This window comes from Stenotrophomonas ginsengisoli (assembly GCF_001431485.1).
GTDB classification, from domain to species: Bacteria; Pseudomonadota; Gammaproteobacteria; order Xanthomonadales; family Xanthomonadaceae; genus Stenotrophomonas; species Stenotrophomonas ginsengisoli.
This window is the reverse complement of the sequence record NZ_LDJM01000042.1, coordinates 1-16126: the sequence shown is the minus strand read 5'-3', so window position 1 is coordinate 16126 and position 16126 is coordinate 1. Positions and strand designations below refer to the sequence as shown.

Annotated in this window: 20 protein-coding genes; 13 read left to right on the top strand and 7 right to left on the bottom strand. The window is 66.9% G+C overall.

The window, feature by feature from the left end; all coding sequences use genetic code 11:
• Nucleotides 1–65: 65 nt before the first annotated feature.
• Complete coding sequence (gene purT / locus ABB30_RS13735; RefSeq protein ID WP_057638880.1) at nucleotides 66–1262, bottom strand: formate-dependent phosphoribosylglycinamide formyltransferase; 1197 nt, start codon at nucleotides 1260–1262, stop codon at nucleotides 66–68.
• A 109-nt stretch (nucleotides 1263–1371) separates the two neighbouring features.
• Between purT and ABB30_RS13730 the strand changes: the two genes are divergently transcribed.
• From ABB30_RS13730 to ABB30_RS13700, 7 genes are read left to right on the top strand one after another with little or no spacing between them, the layout of a single operon-like run.
• Nucleotides 1372–2244: an SPFH domain-containing protein gene (locus tag ABB30_RS13730; RefSeq protein ID WP_057638879.1), complete on the top strand. Its 873-nt coding sequence runs from the start codon at nucleotides 1372–1374 to the stop codon at nucleotides 2242–2244.
• A gap of 11 nt (nucleotides 2245–2255) precedes the next feature.
• Nucleotides 2256–2537: a hypothetical protein gene (locus ABB30_RS13725; RefSeq protein WP_152980753.1), complete on the top strand. Its 282-nt coding sequence runs from the start codon at nucleotides 2256–2258 to the stop codon at nucleotides 2535–2537.
• The gene (locus ABB30_RS13720; protein ID WP_057638877.1) at nucleotides 2534–2713 is read left to right on the top strand and encodes a type II toxin-antitoxin system antitoxin; all 180 of its coding nucleotides are present in this window, start codon (nucleotides 2534–2536) and stop codon (nucleotides 2711–2713) included. The genes ABB30_RS13725 and ABB30_RS13720 overlap by 4 nt, the downstream gene beginning before the upstream one ends.
• Complete coding sequence (locus ABB30_RS13715) at nucleotides 2710–2889, top strand: DUF4177 domain-containing protein (RefSeq protein ID WP_057638876.1); 180 nt, start codon at nucleotides 2710–2712, stop codon at nucleotides 2887–2889. Before ABB30_RS13720 ends, ABB30_RS13715 begins: the two co-directional genes overlap by 4 nt.
• A gap of 4 nt (nucleotides 2890–2893) precedes the next feature.
• A complete protein-coding gene (locus ABB30_RS13710; protein ID WP_057638875.1) occupies nucleotides 2894–4180 on the top strand; it encodes an alpha/beta hydrolase in 1287 nt (428 codons plus the stop codon).
• Nucleotides 4177–4746, top strand: coding sequence for a PH domain-containing protein (locus ABB30_RS13705; protein ID WP_057638874.1), 570 nt, complete (start codon nucleotides 4177–4179; stop codon nucleotides 4744–4746). The genes ABB30_RS13710 and ABB30_RS13705 overlap by 4 nt, the downstream gene beginning before the upstream one ends.
• A gap of 9 nt (nucleotides 4747–4755) precedes the next feature.
• On the top strand, nucleotides 4756–5565 hold the full coding sequence (locus ABB30_RS13700) for a M15 family metallopeptidase (RefSeq protein ID WP_057638873.1): 810 nt from the start codon (nucleotides 4756–4758) through the stop codon (nucleotides 5563–5565).
• Between the two features lie 36 nt (nucleotides 5566–5601).
• Here ABB30_RS13700 and ABB30_RS13695 read toward each other — a convergent pair whose 3' ends face one another.
• The 4 genes from ABB30_RS13695 to ABB30_RS13680 form a co-directional block, all read right to left on the bottom strand.
• Nucleotides 5602–5964, bottom strand: coding sequence for a DUF423 domain-containing protein (locus ABB30_RS13695; protein ID WP_057638872.1), 363 nt, complete (start codon nucleotides 5962–5964; stop codon nucleotides 5602–5604).
• Nucleotides 5965–6074: 110 nt separating this feature from the next.
• Nucleotides 6075–7145, bottom strand: coding sequence for a polyketide cyclase (locus ABB30_RS13690; protein WP_057638871.1), 1071 nt, complete (start codon nucleotides 7143–7145; stop codon nucleotides 6075–6077).
• A 229-nt stretch (nucleotides 7146–7374) separates the two neighbouring features.
• Nucleotides 7375–8016 carry a response regulator gene (locus ABB30_RS13685; protein WP_057638870.1) on the bottom strand — a complete coding sequence of 214 codons (642 nt, stop codon included), beginning with the start codon at nucleotides 8014–8016 and terminating at the stop codon, nucleotides 7375–7377.
• Nucleotides 7994–9211 carry a sensor histidine kinase gene (locus ABB30_RS13680; protein ID WP_057638869.1) on the bottom strand — a complete coding sequence of 406 codons (1218 nt, stop codon included), beginning with the start codon at nucleotides 9209–9211 and terminating at the stop codon, nucleotides 7994–7996. Before ABB30_RS13680 ends, ABB30_RS13685 begins: the two co-directional genes overlap by 23 nt.
• A 137-nt stretch (nucleotides 9212–9348) precedes the next feature.
• Between ABB30_RS13680 and ABB30_RS13675 the strand changes: the two genes are divergently transcribed.
• From ABB30_RS13675 to ABB30_RS13655, 5 genes are all read left to right on the top strand, one after another.
• Nucleotides 9349–9939, top strand: a complete 591-nt coding sequence (locus ABB30_RS13675) for a GNAT family N-acetyltransferase (protein ID WP_057638868.1) — start codon at nucleotides 9349–9351, stop codon at nucleotides 9937–9939.
• 4 nt (nucleotides 9940–9943) lie between these two features.
• A complete protein-coding gene (gene minC / locus ABB30_RS13670; protein WP_057638908.1) occupies nucleotides 9944–10711 on the top strand; it encodes a septum site-determining protein MinC in 768 nt (255 codons plus the stop codon).
• Between the two features lie 35 nt (nucleotides 10712–10746).
• Complete coding sequence (minD, locus tag ABB30_RS13665) at nucleotides 10747–11556, top strand: septum site-determining protein MinD (protein WP_057638867.1); 810 nt, start codon at nucleotides 10747–10749, stop codon at nucleotides 11554–11556.
• Between the two features lie 3 nt (nucleotides 11557–11559).
• Nucleotides 11560–11811 carry a cell division topological specificity factor MinE gene (gene minE / locus ABB30_RS13660; RefSeq protein ID WP_057638866.1) on the top strand — a complete coding sequence of 84 codons (252 nt, stop codon included), beginning with the start codon at nucleotides 11560–11562 and terminating at the stop codon, nucleotides 11809–11811.
• Nucleotides 11812–11892: 81 nt separating this feature from the next.
• Nucleotides 11893–12342 carry a hypothetical protein gene (locus ABB30_RS13655; RefSeq protein WP_057638865.1) on the top strand — a complete coding sequence of 150 codons (450 nt, stop codon included), beginning with the start codon at nucleotides 11893–11895 and terminating at the stop codon, nucleotides 12340–12342.
• A 6-nt stretch (nucleotides 12343–12348) separates the two neighbouring features.
• On the opposite strand, the gene ABB30_RS13650 is transcribed toward ABB30_RS13655, so the two are convergent.
• Entirely contained in the window at nucleotides 12349–13653 is a 1305-nt protein-coding gene (locus ABB30_RS13650; RefSeq protein ID WP_057638864.1) for a sensor histidine kinase, read from the bottom strand.
• A complete protein-coding gene (locus ABB30_RS13645; protein WP_057638863.1) occupies nucleotides 13650–14372 on the bottom strand; it encodes a response regulator transcription factor in 723 nt (240 codons plus the stop codon). The genes ABB30_RS13650 and ABB30_RS13645 overlap by 4 nt, the downstream gene beginning before the upstream one ends.
• Nucleotides 14373–14534: 162 nt before the next feature.
• Here ABB30_RS13645 and ABB30_RS13640 point away from each other — a divergent pair.
• On the top strand, nucleotides 14535–16126 hold a 1592-nt coding region (locus ABB30_RS13640), incomplete at its 3' end, for an ArnT family glycosyltransferase (protein ID WP_425477412.1).

Genomic DNA, 16126 nt, shown 5'->3' with positions numbered 1-16126 from the left:
GCTTGGCACATGACAACGGCCCCGCAAGGGGCCGTTGTTGTTTCAGTCCACCCAGCAGCCACCGCTCACAGCAGGGGCAGCGGATCCAGGGTGATGGTGATCGCCTCGGCCGCTGCACGTGCGCTGCTGCGTGCGTGCTCGATGTCCTCGCCACGGGCCACCACCACGCCGACCCGGCGCTGGCCTTCCACCCGCGGCTTGCCGAACAGGCGCAGCTGGGTATCGGGCAGCGACAGGGCCACCTCGAGGTTGGCAAAACGCGGCACGCCGAAACCGGCGGCCAGCATCGCGCAGGAGGCGGTCGGGCCGAACTGGCGGATCATCGGCACCGGCAGGCCGAGAATGGCCCGCGCATGCAGGGCGAATTGGCTCAGGTCCTGCGAGCCCAGGGTGACCAGGCCGGTGTCGTGCGGACGCGGGCTGACCTCGCTGAACCACACCTCATCGCCCTTGACGAACAGCTCCACCCCGAACACCCCCCAGCCGCCGAGCTCGTCGGTGATGGCGCCGGCAACCTGCTGCGCCCGCTGCAGGGCCAGCGCCGACATGGCCTGCGGCTGCCAGCTCTCGCGGTAGTCGCCATCCTTCTGCCAGTGCCCGATCGGCGCGCAGAAGGTGGTGCCGCTGGCATGGCGCACGGTGAGCAGGGTTATTTCGTAATCGAAGTCGATGAAACCCTCGACGATGCAGCGCCCCGCACCGGCGCGGCCACCGGTCTGTGCATAGGTCCAGGCCGGGTCGATGTCAGCTGCCTGGCGCAGTGTGCTCTGGCCCTTGCCCGAGGAGGACATCACCGGCTTGACCACGCACGGCAGGCCGATGTCGGCCACCGCCTGCTGGTACTGGGCCAGGTCATCGACAAAACGGTAGGGCGAGGTCGGCAGGCCCAGGGTCTCGGCGGCCAGGCGGCGGATGCCTTCGCGGTCCATGGTCAGCTGCGCGGCGCGCGCCGTGGGCACTACACGCTGCCCTGCCGCTTCCAGCTCGACCAGGGTGGCAGTGGCGATGGCCTCGATCTCCGGCACCACCAGGTGCGGCTGCTCGGCGGCAATCAAGGCCGCCAGGGCGGCACCGTCGAGCATGTCCAGCACATGGCTGCGGTGGGCCACCTGCATGGCCGGAGCATTGGCGTAGCGGTCAGCGGCAATCACCTCCACGCCCAGGCGCTGCAGTTCGATGGCCACTTCCTTGCCCAGCTCACCAGCGCCGAGCAGCAACACGCGGGTTGCCGATGCGGTCAATGGGGTCCCCAGCACGCTCATCTGTACATCCGACTGTCTACAAAGGACGCGCATTTTATCCGTTCAGCTTGCATTTTGCCCACCGCCACCCAATACTGATATCAAATTGATATCAACCAGAGGACAGACCATGAAAGAGATCCAGCGCTCCTCCCTGCCCGGCATCCCGCTGGTACTGGCCGTAATCGTGGCCATCGTGGCGGGCATCGGCATCCTGCTGCTCGGTGCCACCACCCCGGGGCTGGCCCGCCTGGCCCTGCTGGCCGCTGGGCTGATGGTCATTGTGCTGTCCCTGTTTGCCTGCTGCGGCTTCTACATGGTCCAGCCCAACCAGGCCGCAGTGCTGGAGCTGTTCGGCAAGTACGTCGGCACGGTCAAGGACAACGGCCTGCGCTGGAACAACCCGTTCTTCAGCAAGCGCAAGGTGTCCTTGCGGGTGCGCAACTTCGAATCGGGCAAGCTCAAGGTCAACGAGCTGGACGGCAGCCCGATCGAGATTGCCGCGGTGATCGTGTGGCAGGTCAACGACGCCTCCGAGGCGGTCTACAACGTGGATGACTACGAATCCTTCGTCCACATCCAGAGCGAATCGGCGCTGCGCGCGATGGCCACCAGCTATCCGTATGACCAGCACGAGGACGGCCAGCTGGCCCTGCGCAGCCATGCGGCGGAAATTTCCCAGCACCTGAAGGACGAGCTGGCCGAGCGCCTGGCCGATGCCGGCGTGCTGGTGCTCGATGCGCGCATCAGCCACCTGGCCTATGCCCCGGAAATCGCCCAGGCCATGCTCCAGCGCCAGCAGGCCAATGCGGTGATCGCTGCCCGCCAGCGTATCGTCGCCGGCGCGGTGGGCATGGTCGAGATGGCCCTGGCCGAACTGGAAAAGGGCGGCACCGTGCAGCTGGACGAAGAGCGCAAGGCGCAGATGGTGTCCAACCTGTTGACCGTGCTGTGCTCTGACCGTGGCACCCAGCCGGTGGTCAATGCCGGCTCCCTGTATTGAAGATTGTTGCCATGAATGAACTTGTTGCCCCCTTCATCCTCGCCCTGACCGCCTTCCCGGCCCTGGGCATCGCCTTCTGGGTCGGCCGTGAAGGCTCGCCGTTGTCGCGCAACCAGGCCGTGCACTGGGCCCTGATCGCCCTGTGCCTGTTCTGCGGCGCCGCCGGCCTGTACTGGGCTGGCAGCATCAGCACCCGTGTCTATGCGGTGGTCGGTGTGCTGTTTGTCGCGGTCAATGCCCTGGCCGCGTCGATGCTGCTGCGCCTGCATCGCGCCCACAGGATGCGCAAGTGAGCGAAAAGAAGGCCTATCCGCTGCGCATCAATGCCGATGTCCTGGCAGCGGCGCAGCGCTGGGCCGACGACGAACTGCGCAGCCTCAATGCGCAGATCGAATACGTGCTGCGCGACGCCCTGCGCAAGGCCGGACGCCTGCCCGCCCCTCGCCCCGACCCGAAGGAAGAACCATGAGCACCCGCTGGCAGTACCAGACCATCGAAATCAAGCCCAAGTTGTGGGGCGGCTATGACCCCAAGGTGCTGCAGGACACCCTGACCCGCGAAGGCCTGAAGGGCTGGGAATTGGTCCAAGCCCCCAACGGCGGCGGAATAGCCCCCATGCTGCTGATCTTCAAGAAGGAGATCTGACGCCATGCGCCTGAAGACCCTGCTGCTGGCCGCTGCACTGCCGCTGTCGGCCCTGGCGGCCGCCAATACCACCGCGCCCGACCCGGCCACCGCGCTGCTGGCCGAACTGGAGCAAGGGCGCTTCGCACAGGCCCACGCCCGCTTCAACCCGGCCATGGCCCAGGCCGTGAGCAGCCCGGCCCTGACCCAGCTCTGGCAGCAACTGGCCCAATCGCTGGGCGCACTGCAACGCATCGAGCCCGACCAGACCCGTCAGGTCGAGGGCAATGACGTAAGTACCCACCTGCTGCATTTCCAGCACGGCACGGTCCGCGCCACCACGGCAGTAGACAAGGCCGGGCACATCAGCGGTTTCCATCTGGCCCCGGTAGCCAGCGCCGCGGCAGCGCCGCCGGCCGATGCCCCCTTCACTGAAACCGCGCTGCAGGTTGTCGCCGGCCCCGGCCCACTGGGCGCCACCCTGAGTCTGCCCAAGGGCCCCGGCCCGTTCCCGGCCGTGGTGCTGGTGCACGGCTCCGGCCCGCAGGACCGCGATGAAAGCGTGGGCCCGAACAAACCCTTCGCCGACATCGCCCATGGTCTGGCTGCGCAGGGCATCGCGGTGCTGCGCTATGACAAGCGCAGCCAGGCCCGGCCGCAGGACTTTGCCCAAGGCGCCAGCCTGGCCCTGGAAACCACCGACGACGCCATTGCCGCTGTGGCCCTGCTCAAGGCCCAGCCCGGCATCGACGCCGGCAAGGTCTACGTGCTGGGCCACAGCCAGGGCGGCATGCTCGCCAGCCACATTGCCAAGGCCGGCCAGGCCGCCGGCGCGATCCTGTTTGCCGCTCCTGCGCGGCCGATCCTGGACCTGCTGCGCGAGCAGAACGTGTACCTGCTGGCGCAATCACCGCAGATCACGGCCGAGGCCGCCAAGGCGCATCTGGACCAGCTCGATGCCCAGATCGCGGCCTTGCGCAGCGACAAAACCGCCGAATTGCCGCAGCTGCCCGGTCTCACCGGCGCGTACTGGCAGGAACTGGAAGCGGTGGATGTGATCGGCCAGACCCGTGACGCCGGCCTGCCCACCCTGCTGCTGCAGGGCGGGCGTGACTTCCAGGTGGTCGATGCCGACTGGAACCGGCTCCAGGCCGGCCTGCAGGGCGAGCGCTTCAGCTTCCACCATTACCCCACCCTCAACCACCTGGGCATCGCTGGCAACGGCCCCGGCACCCTGGCCGAGTACCAGCAACCGGGCAAGGTGGATGCCGGGTTGATCAACGACATTGCCCACTGGATCCACGCCCAATGAACCCGCTGACCCGCCTGCCCGACGCCGCCCGCCTCAAGGGCCCGGGCCGCAAGTCCCGCTTCCTCCTGTTCGTCTTGGTGTTCTGCCTGCCGCTGGCGCTGGCCTCCTTGGACCCGGACCTGGGCAAGCACGCCCGCTTCGGTGGCGCAGCCTCGGCCATGCTGGCCATTGCCCTGCTGCTGGGCCCGGTGTGGGGCGTACTGGACTGGGCCCTGCGCCGCCAGCATCTGGCGCTGGGCACCGATGGCCTGACCATCACCACCAGCTTCTACAAGCGCAGTGTGCCCCTGTCCGGCCTGAAACTGGAACAGGCCCGCGTGGTGAACCTGGCCGAGCATATCGACTACAAGCCGCGCCTGAAGACCAATGGCACCTCACTGCCGGGCATCAAGAGCGGCTGGTTCCGTCTGGCCAATGGCAACAAGGCCCTGGTGTCGATCCGCCAGGGCGAGCGGGTGCTGTGGCTGCCCACCAGCGAGGGCTATGACCTGCTGATCGAGCCGGTCGATGCACGCCAGCTGATCGATCACTTGCAGCAGGTGGCCAGCGGCCGCACACCGGCCTAAGCTGGCGGCATGCGCAACGCCCCCTTGCGGCTGTACAACAGCCCCCAGATCGAAATCCTGCCGGCCAGCGTGCTGCGTGCCCGCAGCAACCGTGATGCCCGCACCCTGGCCCGGGCCGACTGGCTGCTGCGGCGCAAGAGTGACGGCCAGTACCTGGCCGCCCGCCTGCCCGACGGCCTGATGCCGCTGGTCAGCCGCCTGCCCGACGAACCCGGCCTGGTGGCCGCATTGCGGGTGCTGGACGGCATCGGCCTGCGTGGCCAGCTGCCCACGGCCAGCACCCTGCTGCCGCTGGATGGCCTGCTGGCATTGCTGCAGCAGCTGGCACTGGACCCGCAGCAGTACGCCCGGGACAGCGGCCTGGCCCTGTGCGCCGAACCGGCCTGGCTGGAACTGGCCGGCCGCGACCGCTGGCAGCGGCCGCTCTGGCTGACCCGCCGCGCCGGCCAGAGCTGGCAGCAGATGCGCCGGGCTGCTGCCAACGATGGTGTCAGCCTGGAAGCAATCTCCGGCTACCGCTCCCACGCCTACCAGGCCGGCATCTTCGCCCGCAAGCAGGCCCGCGGCCTGAGCGTTGAACAGATCCTCACCGTCAATGCCGCCCCCGGCTTTTCCGAACACCACAGTGGCCGCGCCCTGGACATCGGCACCCCGGGCGAACCGGCCGCAGAGGAAAGCTTCGAGGCCACCCCGGCCTTTGCCTGGCTGACGGCCCATGCCGGCCGCTACGGCTTTGGCCTGAGCTATCCGCGCGACAACCCCCACGGCATCGTCTACGAACCCTGGCACTGGTGCCACCAGCCCAGCGCCACGGTCTGAACCCACCTTCCCGGCGCTGATCCGGTTGCTGCCGGCTCAGCGCTGGCGCTGCCAGTGGGAAAGCGACAGCAGCAGCCAGCCCAGCATCAACAGCATGCCGCCCAGCGGCGCTGCCCGCGTCGACCAATCCAGCAGCACCGCCGCCAGCAGGCTGCCGGAAAACAGCCCCACGCCCAGCAGCAATACCCACAAGGCCGTACGCGCCAGGCCGGACAGCACCCGTGGGGCCAGCGCCACCAGCACCGCGCCGTGGCCGAATGCATACAGGCAGGCCATCAGCACGTTGTGCTGCTCCCGCCCGGGCCCCAGACCGTGTGAGGCCCAGGCCGAAAAACCGATGGCCAGCATGGCCAGCAAGGCACCGGCACTGCCCTGCGCACGTACAGCAAAGTCCTTCATCACCCACCTGCAAACCAAAGTCCGCAGCGATTGTGGCAAAACAGGCAGGCAATAAAAAACGCGCCGCTTGCGCGGCGCGTTTTCAGCAACATCCAGTGAGCGCGGTGCGCTTACTTGATGGCCCAGTAGATGTCGTAGGTACCGTCCTGGGTGAAGGACTTGTCCAGGCCATCGTTCCAGGATTCGTACGGACGCTCGATCAGCTCGTAACCATTGGTGGTGGCCCACGAACGCAGGGCGTTGCGTGCCACGTCCAGGCCGGCCATGTGGCCAACGTAGGTTGCATGGGCGGACTTGCGGGCCGGCACGTGGCTGTAGGTCACCGGGGTGCCATCAACCTTCACGCTCAGCTCTTCGGCCGAAGCCTCGGCGGCACCCTTCTTGCGGACCGGCTGGGCCACGTCGAAGGCGTACTTCTCGGCACCGAAGTCGGTGGTGATGATGCGCATCGGGCCGGCAGCTTCCAGACCGTTGTTGTCCATCACGCGCTTGATCCACTCCTGGTTGTCCTTGATGGACTGGCGGATGGTCTCGTTGCCGCGCTCGATGTTGCCGGCGTTGACCACCAGCAGGTTTTCGGCAGCCAGGTCGACAATGCCCAGATCGGCCATGGTGGTGGACGCATCGCGGTAGTCGATGTTCGGCACACCGGCCAGCATGGTCTGCAGACGGCCCAGGCCCATCTTGATGTCATCGCCAACGTGACGGCTGACGTACAGGCCGGCGTAACGGCCGAACAGGTCCATGCCGTACTTCACCGAGTATTCCTGGGTGATCTTGACGTTGCGGTTGTCCTTGCCGGTCGGCTCGAGCAGGAAGGTCACGGTCTTGTCAGAGCCGCGCTGGTTGTTGTCCAGCGCATAGACAACGCGCTCGTTTTCCTGGCTCTCGGTGATCTTCCAGCTACCCTGGCCGACTTCAGCCGAGTCGTACTCCATGGTGGCACCCACGCCGGAGACCGGGCCGCTGTAGGACAGCTTCATGGCCGGATCACGCAGGATCAGCGGGTTCCAGTCCTTGAAACGACGCAGGCTGTTGACCGTGTCATTGACGATGGTCATCTTGCGATTGGTTTCGATGCTTTCGCTGATGTGACGCTCACCCGGCAGGCAGACGCCGATGATGACGAACAGGATTGCCACGATCCCCAAGGCGATCAGGAACTCGATAATACGGGTCATGCAAGAGTCTCCGAGGCCGATGCCACGGCCGGGTTAATTGAAGCGAAGCTCGCATCCTAGCAGGCTTCGCGTCGCTTGTTTATTACATTCTGACCCCAGTTCCACTGAGGGTTTCCAAAGTCATGGGGTAGCCGGCGATGTGAAACCTTCACTCGCCTTAACCCCGGCAAAACAATGCTACCGGGCCGGCCCGGCCCTGCCCAGCCCGGGCCCACACCAGAAGGCCTGCTCAGACCAGCTGCAGTTCAAATGCCTTGAGCACGGCGCGGGTACGGTCACGCACGCCCAGCTTGGACAGGATGTTGGAGACGTGGTTCTTGATCGTGCCTTCGGCCACGCCCAGCGAGTTGGCGATCTCCTTGTTGGAAAAGCCGCTGGCCATCAGGCGCAGGATCTCGGTCTCGCGGTCGGTCAACGGGTCCGGCCGGTCCAGGCTGACGAACTCGTTGCGCATGTGCTCCAGGCCCGAGAGCAGGCGCTGGGTCACCGCCGGTTGCACCAGCGAGCCGCCATCGGCCACGGTGCGGATCGCCCCGACCAGCTGCTCCAGCGACACATCCTTGAGCAGGTAGCCCTTGGCCCCGGCCTTCAGGCCGGCCAGCACCAGCTGGTCGTCATCGAAGGTGGTCAGGATGATGGTCGGCGGCAGCTGCCCGGCCGCAGCCAGGGTCTGCAGCGCTTCCAGGCCGCTCATCACCGGCATGCGCATGTCCATCAGGACCACGTCAGGACGCTGCTGCGGGATCATCTCCACCGCCTGCCGGCCATCGGCCGCCTCGGACACAACTTCGATGCCGCCATCCAGCGCCAGCAGCGATCGGATCCCCTGACGCACCAGGGTCTGGTCATCAACCAGGCAGACGCGAATCATCAACACTCTCCTCAACGGTAGCCATCAGCGTAATGCCTGGCGGGGTTTCCGGCAGCATCACCGTGATGGCGAAGCCCTTGCCCGGGCTGGTCTGTATTTCCACGCTGCCGCCCAGCTGGGCCAGCCGCTCGCGCATGCCGCGCAGGCCATTGCCCGGCGCCAGGGCGGCCGGATCGGCGCCGGCACCATCATCGCGCGAAGTCAGGGTCAGCAGGCCCTCACGGCGGGCCACGCGCAAGGACAGGTGGCGCGCACCCCGGGCATGGCGGGCGGTATTGGTGATGATCTCCTGGGCGCAGCGCAGCAGCACGTGGGCCCGTTCGGGGTCATCGATTTCCAGCAATTGGGGAATATCCAGCTCCACCGCCAGCGAGGGAACCCCGTCGGCCAGCGGGCGCAGAGTCGCGGCCAGGTCGATCGCCCCGGTCTGGCGCATGGTGCTCACCGCCTCACGCACGTCGGTGAGCAGCAGTTTGGCCAGCACATGGGCCTGGCGCACATGCTCGCGGGCCTGGCCCTGCGTGATGTGGCCGGCCACTTCCAGGTTCAGGCTCAGCGCGGTCAGGTGGTGGCCGAGCAGGTCATGCAGCTCGCGCGAGATGCGGGTGCGCTCGTTGACCCGGGCGCTTTCGGCCAGCAGCACGCGGGTGGCGCGCAGCTCGGCATTGAGCCGGCGCTGCAGCTCGCGGGCATGGGCCTGTTGCCGGGCCACCAGCGAAGTGACGAACACGAACATCGAAAAGCCCGCATACAGCAGTGTCTGCATCAAGGCCTCGAACAGGGACATGTGCAGGTTCAGCCAGTACACCGGCAGCACCGCCAGCTGGCTGACCAGCAGCCACACCACCCCGGCCCGGGCCGGCAGCAGCCAAGGGATCACCCCGGCGGCGACCATCATCAGGATCGAACCCAGCCCGGACCAGCTGGCATAGCTGACCATCAAGGCAAAGCAGGTCAGCGCGACCAGCAGCAGGCGGTCATACCAGGACGAATGGCCACCGGTCTCCAGGCCACGGGTCAGCCACCAGTAGCCGGCGCCGAAGCCCACATAGGCGCCCAGCAGCTGGATGCCCTGCCCGCTCAGGTCTTCCAGGGCAGGGTAGAAATGACTGTAGACCAGCGGCAGCGCGACCAGGGCCCAGGTGAACAGGCCGGCGTGGCGCAGCACGCGGGTATGGCTCAATTGTCCAAACATGGCCCATCTTAAGGCCGGCACCCGGTCAGCCGCACCGTACCGATGGTCATGCCAGGGCGGCCGCATCGCCCCGGCCCGCCGGGCATGCGATAATCGACCGGGTTTACACGTCTAACGTTCGCCCCACCGGAGTGTGCATGTCCATTGTCATCCGCGATGTCCGCGAGCATGAGCTCGATGCCGTCCTGGCGTTGAACAACAATGCCGGCTCCGCCATCCTGCCCATGGATGCCGAACGGCTTCGCTATTTTTACGATTACGCCGAGTATTTCCGCATCGCCGAGCGCGATGGCGCGCTGGCCGGCTTCCTGATCGGTTTCGGCAGCGGCAGCGCCCACGATTCAAGCAACTTTGCCTGGTTTGCCCAGCGCTATGCCCGTTTTTGCTATATCGACCGCATCGTGGTGGCCAGTCGCCGTCGCGGTGGCGGTGTCGGCCGCGCCCTGTATGCCGATATCCAGAGCTATGCCGAGCTGCGCTACCCGCATATTGCCTGCGAGGTATTCCTGGACCACGGCGCCGATGCGGCCCTGCTGTTCCACGGCAGTTTCGGCTTCCGCGAAATCGGCCAGAACACCATGCGCAATGTCGATGTGCGTGCGAGCATGATGCTCAAGGACCTGTGCAGCTACCCATGGGTACGCGAGACTTACGGTGACAAACTGCCGGATGCGGACTGGATCATCCGCCCGCGTACCCCCGTTGAACCGGCTCCGGCCGGGAATTGATGTGATGCAGATGAATGATTATGAACAGGCCGGTGAACTGAAAATCGGCCAGGTGGGAATTGCCAACCTGCGCATCCGCAGCCTGGATGTCCCGCGCCTGGTGCAGGAAATGCACGAGCGCGTGACCCGGGCACCGAAAATGTTCGCCCGTGCAGCGGTGGTGCTCGATTTCGGCGGCCTGTCCCAGGTGCCTGACCTGCCCACGGCCCAGGCCTTGATCAACGGCCTGCGCAAGGCCGGCGTGCTGCCGGTGGCCCTGGCTTATGGCACCACGGCCACCGAACAGCTGGCCGAGCAGCTCGGCCTGCCGCTGCTGGCCAAGTTCCGTGCCCAGTACGAGCGCGATGAAGCCAGTGCACCGGCCCCGGCTCCCGCCCGCCGTCAGGCCCCTGCCCCGGCACCGGCTCCCGCGCCGGCCCCGGCTGCTGCGGCCGGCAACAGTGAAAGCGGCAAGATGCACCACGCCACCGTGCGCTCGGGCCAGCAGCTGTATGCCCACAACGGCGACCTGACCGTGCTGTCCACCGTCGGCGCCGGTGCCGAAGTCATTTCCGATGGCAGCATCCATATTTACGGCACCCTGCGTGGGCGCGCCCTGGCCGGCGCGCAGGGCAATGAAAATGCGCGTATTTTCTGCCGTGAGTTCCACGCCGAACTGGTGGCAATCGCCGGCCGCTACAAGGTGCTCGATGATGTCCCCAGCCAATTGCGCGGCAAGGCCGTTCAAGTCTGGTTGGAACACGATCAAATCATGATTGCCGCTCTGGATTGAGTCCGGCATACCCCCAACACACCAGGAGAAGTCCTTTGGCTGAAATCATCGTAGTCACCTCGGGCAAGGGCGGCGTCGGCAAGACCACCACCAGCGCCAGCCTGGCCTGCGGCCTGGCCCGCAAGGGCAAGAAAATCGCCGTCATCGACTTCGACGTCGGACTGCGCAACCTGGACCTGATCATGGGTTGCGAGCGCCGCGTGGTGTATGACTTCGTCAACGTGGTCAACGGCGAAGCCACCCTCAAGCAGGCCCTGATCAAGGACAAGCGCTTTGACAACCTGTACGTGCTGGCCGCCTCGCAGACCCGCGACAAGGACGCCCTGCACCAGGAAGGCGTGGGCAAGGTGCTCAAGGAACTGGCCGACGACGGTTTTGACTACATCCTGTGCGACTCCCCGGCCGGCATCGAGAAGGGCGCCTTCCTGGCGATGTACTTCGCCGACCGCGCCATCGTGGTGGTCAACCCGGAAGTGTCCTCGGTACGTGACTCCGACCGCATCATCGGCCTGCTCGATTCCAAGACCCTGCGCGCGGAAAGCGGCAAGCCGCTGGATGCCCGCCTGCTGCTGACCCGCTACAACCCGGCCCGCGTTGAAACCGGCGAAATGCTCTCCATCGCCGACGTCGAGGAAGTGCTGGGCCTGAAGTGCATCGGCGTGATCCCCGAATCCGGCGACGTGCTCAATGCCTCCAACAAGGGCGAGCCGGTGATCCTGGACAACGAGTCCATCGCCGGCCAGGCCTACGAGGACGCGGTCAGCCGCATTGTCGGTGAAGAGCGCCCGATGCGCTTCACCAGCGTGGAAAAGAAGGGCTTCTTCAGCAAGCTGTTCGGAGGCTAAGGCATGGGTATTCTCGACTTCCTGCACAAGAAGAAGAACACCGCCGAAACGGCCAAGAACCGCCTGCAGATCATCATCGCGCAGGAGCGCAGCAGCCGGGGCGGCCCGGATTACCTGCCGCTGCTGCAGCGTGAGCTGCTGGAAGTGATCAAGAAGTACGTCAACATCGATGTCGATGCGGTCAAGGTCGACCTGGTGCGTGATGGCGACAACGACGTGCTCGACATTTCCGTCGCCCTGCCCGACGACAAGTAAGCAAGGCTCCGGCGCCTCACCGCGCCGGGGTTTGGTATCTGCGTGAACACTGCACCGAATCCCGATCCCGCCGACAGCGTCATGACCGTCGGCCAGATCCGTTTTGACGATGCCGCCGGCCTGCTCGCCGGCTTCGGCCTGACCCTGCACCACATCGCCGACGGCGCCGAGATTCCCGGCAGCTACTGGGGCGCACCGGAGGCCGGCATCATTGCCAGCAATGTCTATGTGCGCAACGACACCCCGGTGCACTCGATGCTGCACGAGTCCTGCCACCTGATCGTGCTGCCCGAGGACCGCCGCGCCCTGGTGCATACCGATGCCACCGATTCGGTGGCCGAGGAAGATGCCACCTGCTACCTGCAGATCGTGCTGGCCGGGCGCCTGCCCGGGGTGGGCAGCGCGCGCCTGATGGCCGACATGGATGCCTGGGGCTACACCTATCGCCTGGGCTCGACCCGCGCCTGGTTTGAAGGCGATGCCGAAGATGCCCGGGCCTGGCTGGCCGAGCGCCGGCTGCCGGTCAACTGAGCCGTTTCAGCCGCTGCCGGCCTCGTCTGGAATCAGCGAGGCCGCCATGTCCAGCTCGGCGTGGGTGCCGCCGCCGGCACGCGGCTGCAGCGCCAGTTGCCAGCCCAGGTGCGCGCACAGCCGGGCAATCAGGGCCAGGCCGATACCGCCGTTGCCCTGCTGCTGGCCACGCGCCAGGCGGGCATACAGCGCACTGATTTCCTGCGGCGACATGCCGTGGCCCGAATCGCTGATGCGCACCAGGGCCGGTGCCTGCAGGGACACCACGATCTGGCCGCGGTCACTGTTCTCGATGGCGTTGCGCAACAGGTTGCCGATGGCGGCCTGCACCACCACCGGTGGGGCGAAGATCTCGCAGTCGGCATGGATCAGGCAGTCCACCTGCAATTCCTTGCCTGCGGCCAGGTGCTGGTGGTCCTGCACGCTCTGCTCGATCAGGCCGGCCAGGCTGATCTGCTCACCCAGCGCAGCCAGGCGAGCCGGATCACGGGCCAGCACCAGCAGCAGGCTGATCAGCTGTTCCACCCCGCTGGCGACGTTGCCGATGCGCTGCAACTGGACCCGCGCGCGCTCGGGCAGACCGTCCTGATCCAGGCCCAGTTCGGCCGCCCCGCTGATCACCGCCATCGGCGTGCGCAGCTCATGGCTGGTGGTGCTGATGAATTCGCGCTCGCGCTCGACAAAGCGCTGGTTGCGTTCCAGGTAATCATTCACCGCGGCGGCGATGACCTCCAGCTCGGCACTGCCGCGTTTTTCCACCGCCACCCGCTGCCCGATCTGTCCTTCGCGCAGGTCGGCGATGGAGCGCGCCAGGCTGGACAGCGGGCGTACCAGGCGCGCCATGCCCAGCCAGGCCATCAGCAAGGTGACCAGCACCAGCGCCGCACCGGCCAGGATCGCCAGACGGGTGGTCAGCGACTCCATCGCGGCAAAGTCGGTGATGTCCATCACCATCACCAGCCGCCCCAGGTCATCGGTCTGGCGCACCATCACCGCACTGGACTGGCCATCGAACAGGGGGCCGTCATGCAGGCCCGGATGCAGCACCTGCAACGACGCCGGCAAGCCCTTGCCGGTGGCATCGCCACGGAACAGGCGCATGGTGTCCGAGTCCTGCCAGTGATAGCCGGGCTGCTGGCGCAGGTGGCTGACCACCCGGTCCAGCTCGGTGTTGAGCATGGCCCGCCAGACCGCATGCTCGGCATGCTCGTGCACGTAATTGGCGGCGGCGAACACCACCAGGGTGACCAGGGCCAGATAGCCCAGCAGCCAGCCCAGCAGCTTGCGCCGCAGTGTCGGCCGGCGCGTCATCGGCCGCTGGCGTCGGTCACCGGCGCCGCAGCCACCGGCTCCTGATCGGGCACGCGCAGGCGGTAACCGAGCTTGGGCAGGGTATGCAGCAGCTTGACCGCGAACGGGGCATCCACCGCACGCCGCAGCTCGTAGATATGCGAGCGCAGCATGTCGCCATCAGGCAGCTCGTCGCCCCACAACGCCTGCTCCAGACGCTCGCGCGGCACCGCCGCCGGGCTGGCCCGCATCAATACCTCCAGCAGCTTGCGGCAGGCCGGATACAGGTGCAGCAGGTGGCCGGCGCGATGCGCCTCCAGGGTGGACAGGTCCAGGCTCAGGTCACCGACCTGCAGGCGCTGCTGTGCACTGCGGCCATCACGGCGCAGCTGCAGGGCTTCCAGCCGCACCTCCAGCTCGGGCAGGGCAAACGGCTTGACCAGATAGTCGTCGGCGCCACTGCGGAAACCGGCAATCTTGTCCGGCAGCTCACCGCGCGCAGTGAGCATGATCACCGGCACGGTGGAACCGTGTTCACGGCGCAGGCGTTCCAGCAAGGCCGTGCCCTCCAGCCGCGGCATCATCCAGTCCAGGATGATCGCGTCGTACTCCTGGGTGGTGGCCAGGTACAGGCCGGTCACCCCGTCCGGAGCGGCATCAAGCACATGTCCGCGCGGCTCGAAATAATCAAAGATGTTGGCAACCAGGTGTTGGTTGTCATCAATCACCAGCAAGCGCATGCGCTGTGTCCAGGCTCGTTGCCACCGGCGGTGGCCTGCTGCGCCAGTATGCCGGCGGCGAGGTCGTAGGGTTGTCGGAATGTGTCCCCTTCCGACAGTTTTCATACTGCCGGGCACTGACAGTGGCAGCTCCAACAGGACCTGCGCGCCCCCTTGAAACCCCTGTCCCCTACCCCTGTGGCCGCAGCTGGCCGCCCCTGCACACTGCCCGCCAGCCTGTTCTGGCTGCTTGCCGCCCTGGCCATCACCTGCGTACTGGCTGCCGGTATCGGCCTGCGCCTGCCGCTGCCCCCGGATGAACCGCGCTTTGTGCTCGCCGCACAGGCCATGTTGGACACCGGCAACTGGCTGCTGCCCCATCGCGGCAGTGAGCTGTATGCCGAAAAGCCACCGGTGTTCATGTGGCTGCAGGCGGCCAGCCTCGCCGTCAGCGGCCACTGGGACGGCGCCTTCCTGCTGCCGTCCCTGCTGGCCGCGCTGCTGACCCTGTGGCTGACCGGCGACATGGCCGCACGCTTGTGGGGCCGGTCGATGCGCCTGCCGGCCATCCTGGCCCTGCTGTGCTGCATCCAGTTCGTGCTGATGGCCAAACGTGCGCAGATCGACATGGTGCTGGTGGCCCTGACCACCACCGCACTCTGGGCCCTGTGCCGCTGCCTGTTCGGCCGGGCACAGCGACGCTGGCTGCTGCTGGCCGGGATTGCCGCCGGCATCGGCACGGTGACCAAGGGCGTGGGCTTTTTGCCCCTGCTGGCGGTGCTGCCCTGGCTGTTTGCCCGTTGGCGCTGGCCGGCAAGCGGGGCCACGCCACCGGCAAGACCGCTGTGGTGGCTGCTGCCCGGCCTGGTGCTGGGCACCCTGGTATGGCTGGGGCCGTTGTGCTGGGCGCTGTGGCATCACCCCGATGCCCAGCTGCAGGCCTATGCCCACGAACTGCTGTTCAAACAGACCGGCACCCGCTATGCCCGGGCCTGGCACCACATCCAGCCAGCCTGGTACTACCTGCAGGTGATGGCCACCCTGTGGCTGCCCGCCGCCCTGCTGCTGCCGTGGCTGTTGCCGGCCTGGTGGCGGCAGTTGCGCCTGGGTGAGCCGCGCCAGTGGCTGCTGCTGGGCTGGGCCGCGCTGGTGCTGCTTTTCTTCAGTGCCAGCCCGGGCAAGCGCGAGGTGTACCTGTTGCCGATGCTGCCGGCACTGTGTGTGGCCGCCGCGCCCCTGTTACCCGGCCTGCTGCAGCGTCCGGGCGTGCGCCGGGTATTGCTGGGCTGGTCGCTGCTGCTGGGTAGCGGCTTGTTGATCCTGGGCGTACTGGCCAGCACCCAGCACCCGGCCCTGTTGGCCAACCTGCTGCGCCGGGGCATGCCGGCCGACCTGCTGGCACCTGCCGGCCAAGGCCTGCTCGGCGCCGGTATCGGCATCGTGCTGCTGTGCGCCCTGACCCGCCTGCGTCATGTACTGGCCGGCCTGCTCGGTGGCCTGGCCGTGCTCTGGCTGCTGCATGGGCTGCTGATCATGCCGGCCCTGTCCCCCTACAGTTCGGCACAACAGCTCATGGCCGGGGTGGGCCAGCAGATCGGCCCGGAGGCCCAGCTGGGCCTGGTCGCCTGGCGCGAGCAGAACCTGCTGCAGGCCGACCGCAAGGCCGTGGACTTCGGCTTCAAACGCCCGCTTGCCGGCCAATGGCAGGCCGCGCAGCAATGGGCGCAGCAGGCACCGCAACAACGCTGGCTGCTGGTGCTGGACAAGGCCATCGA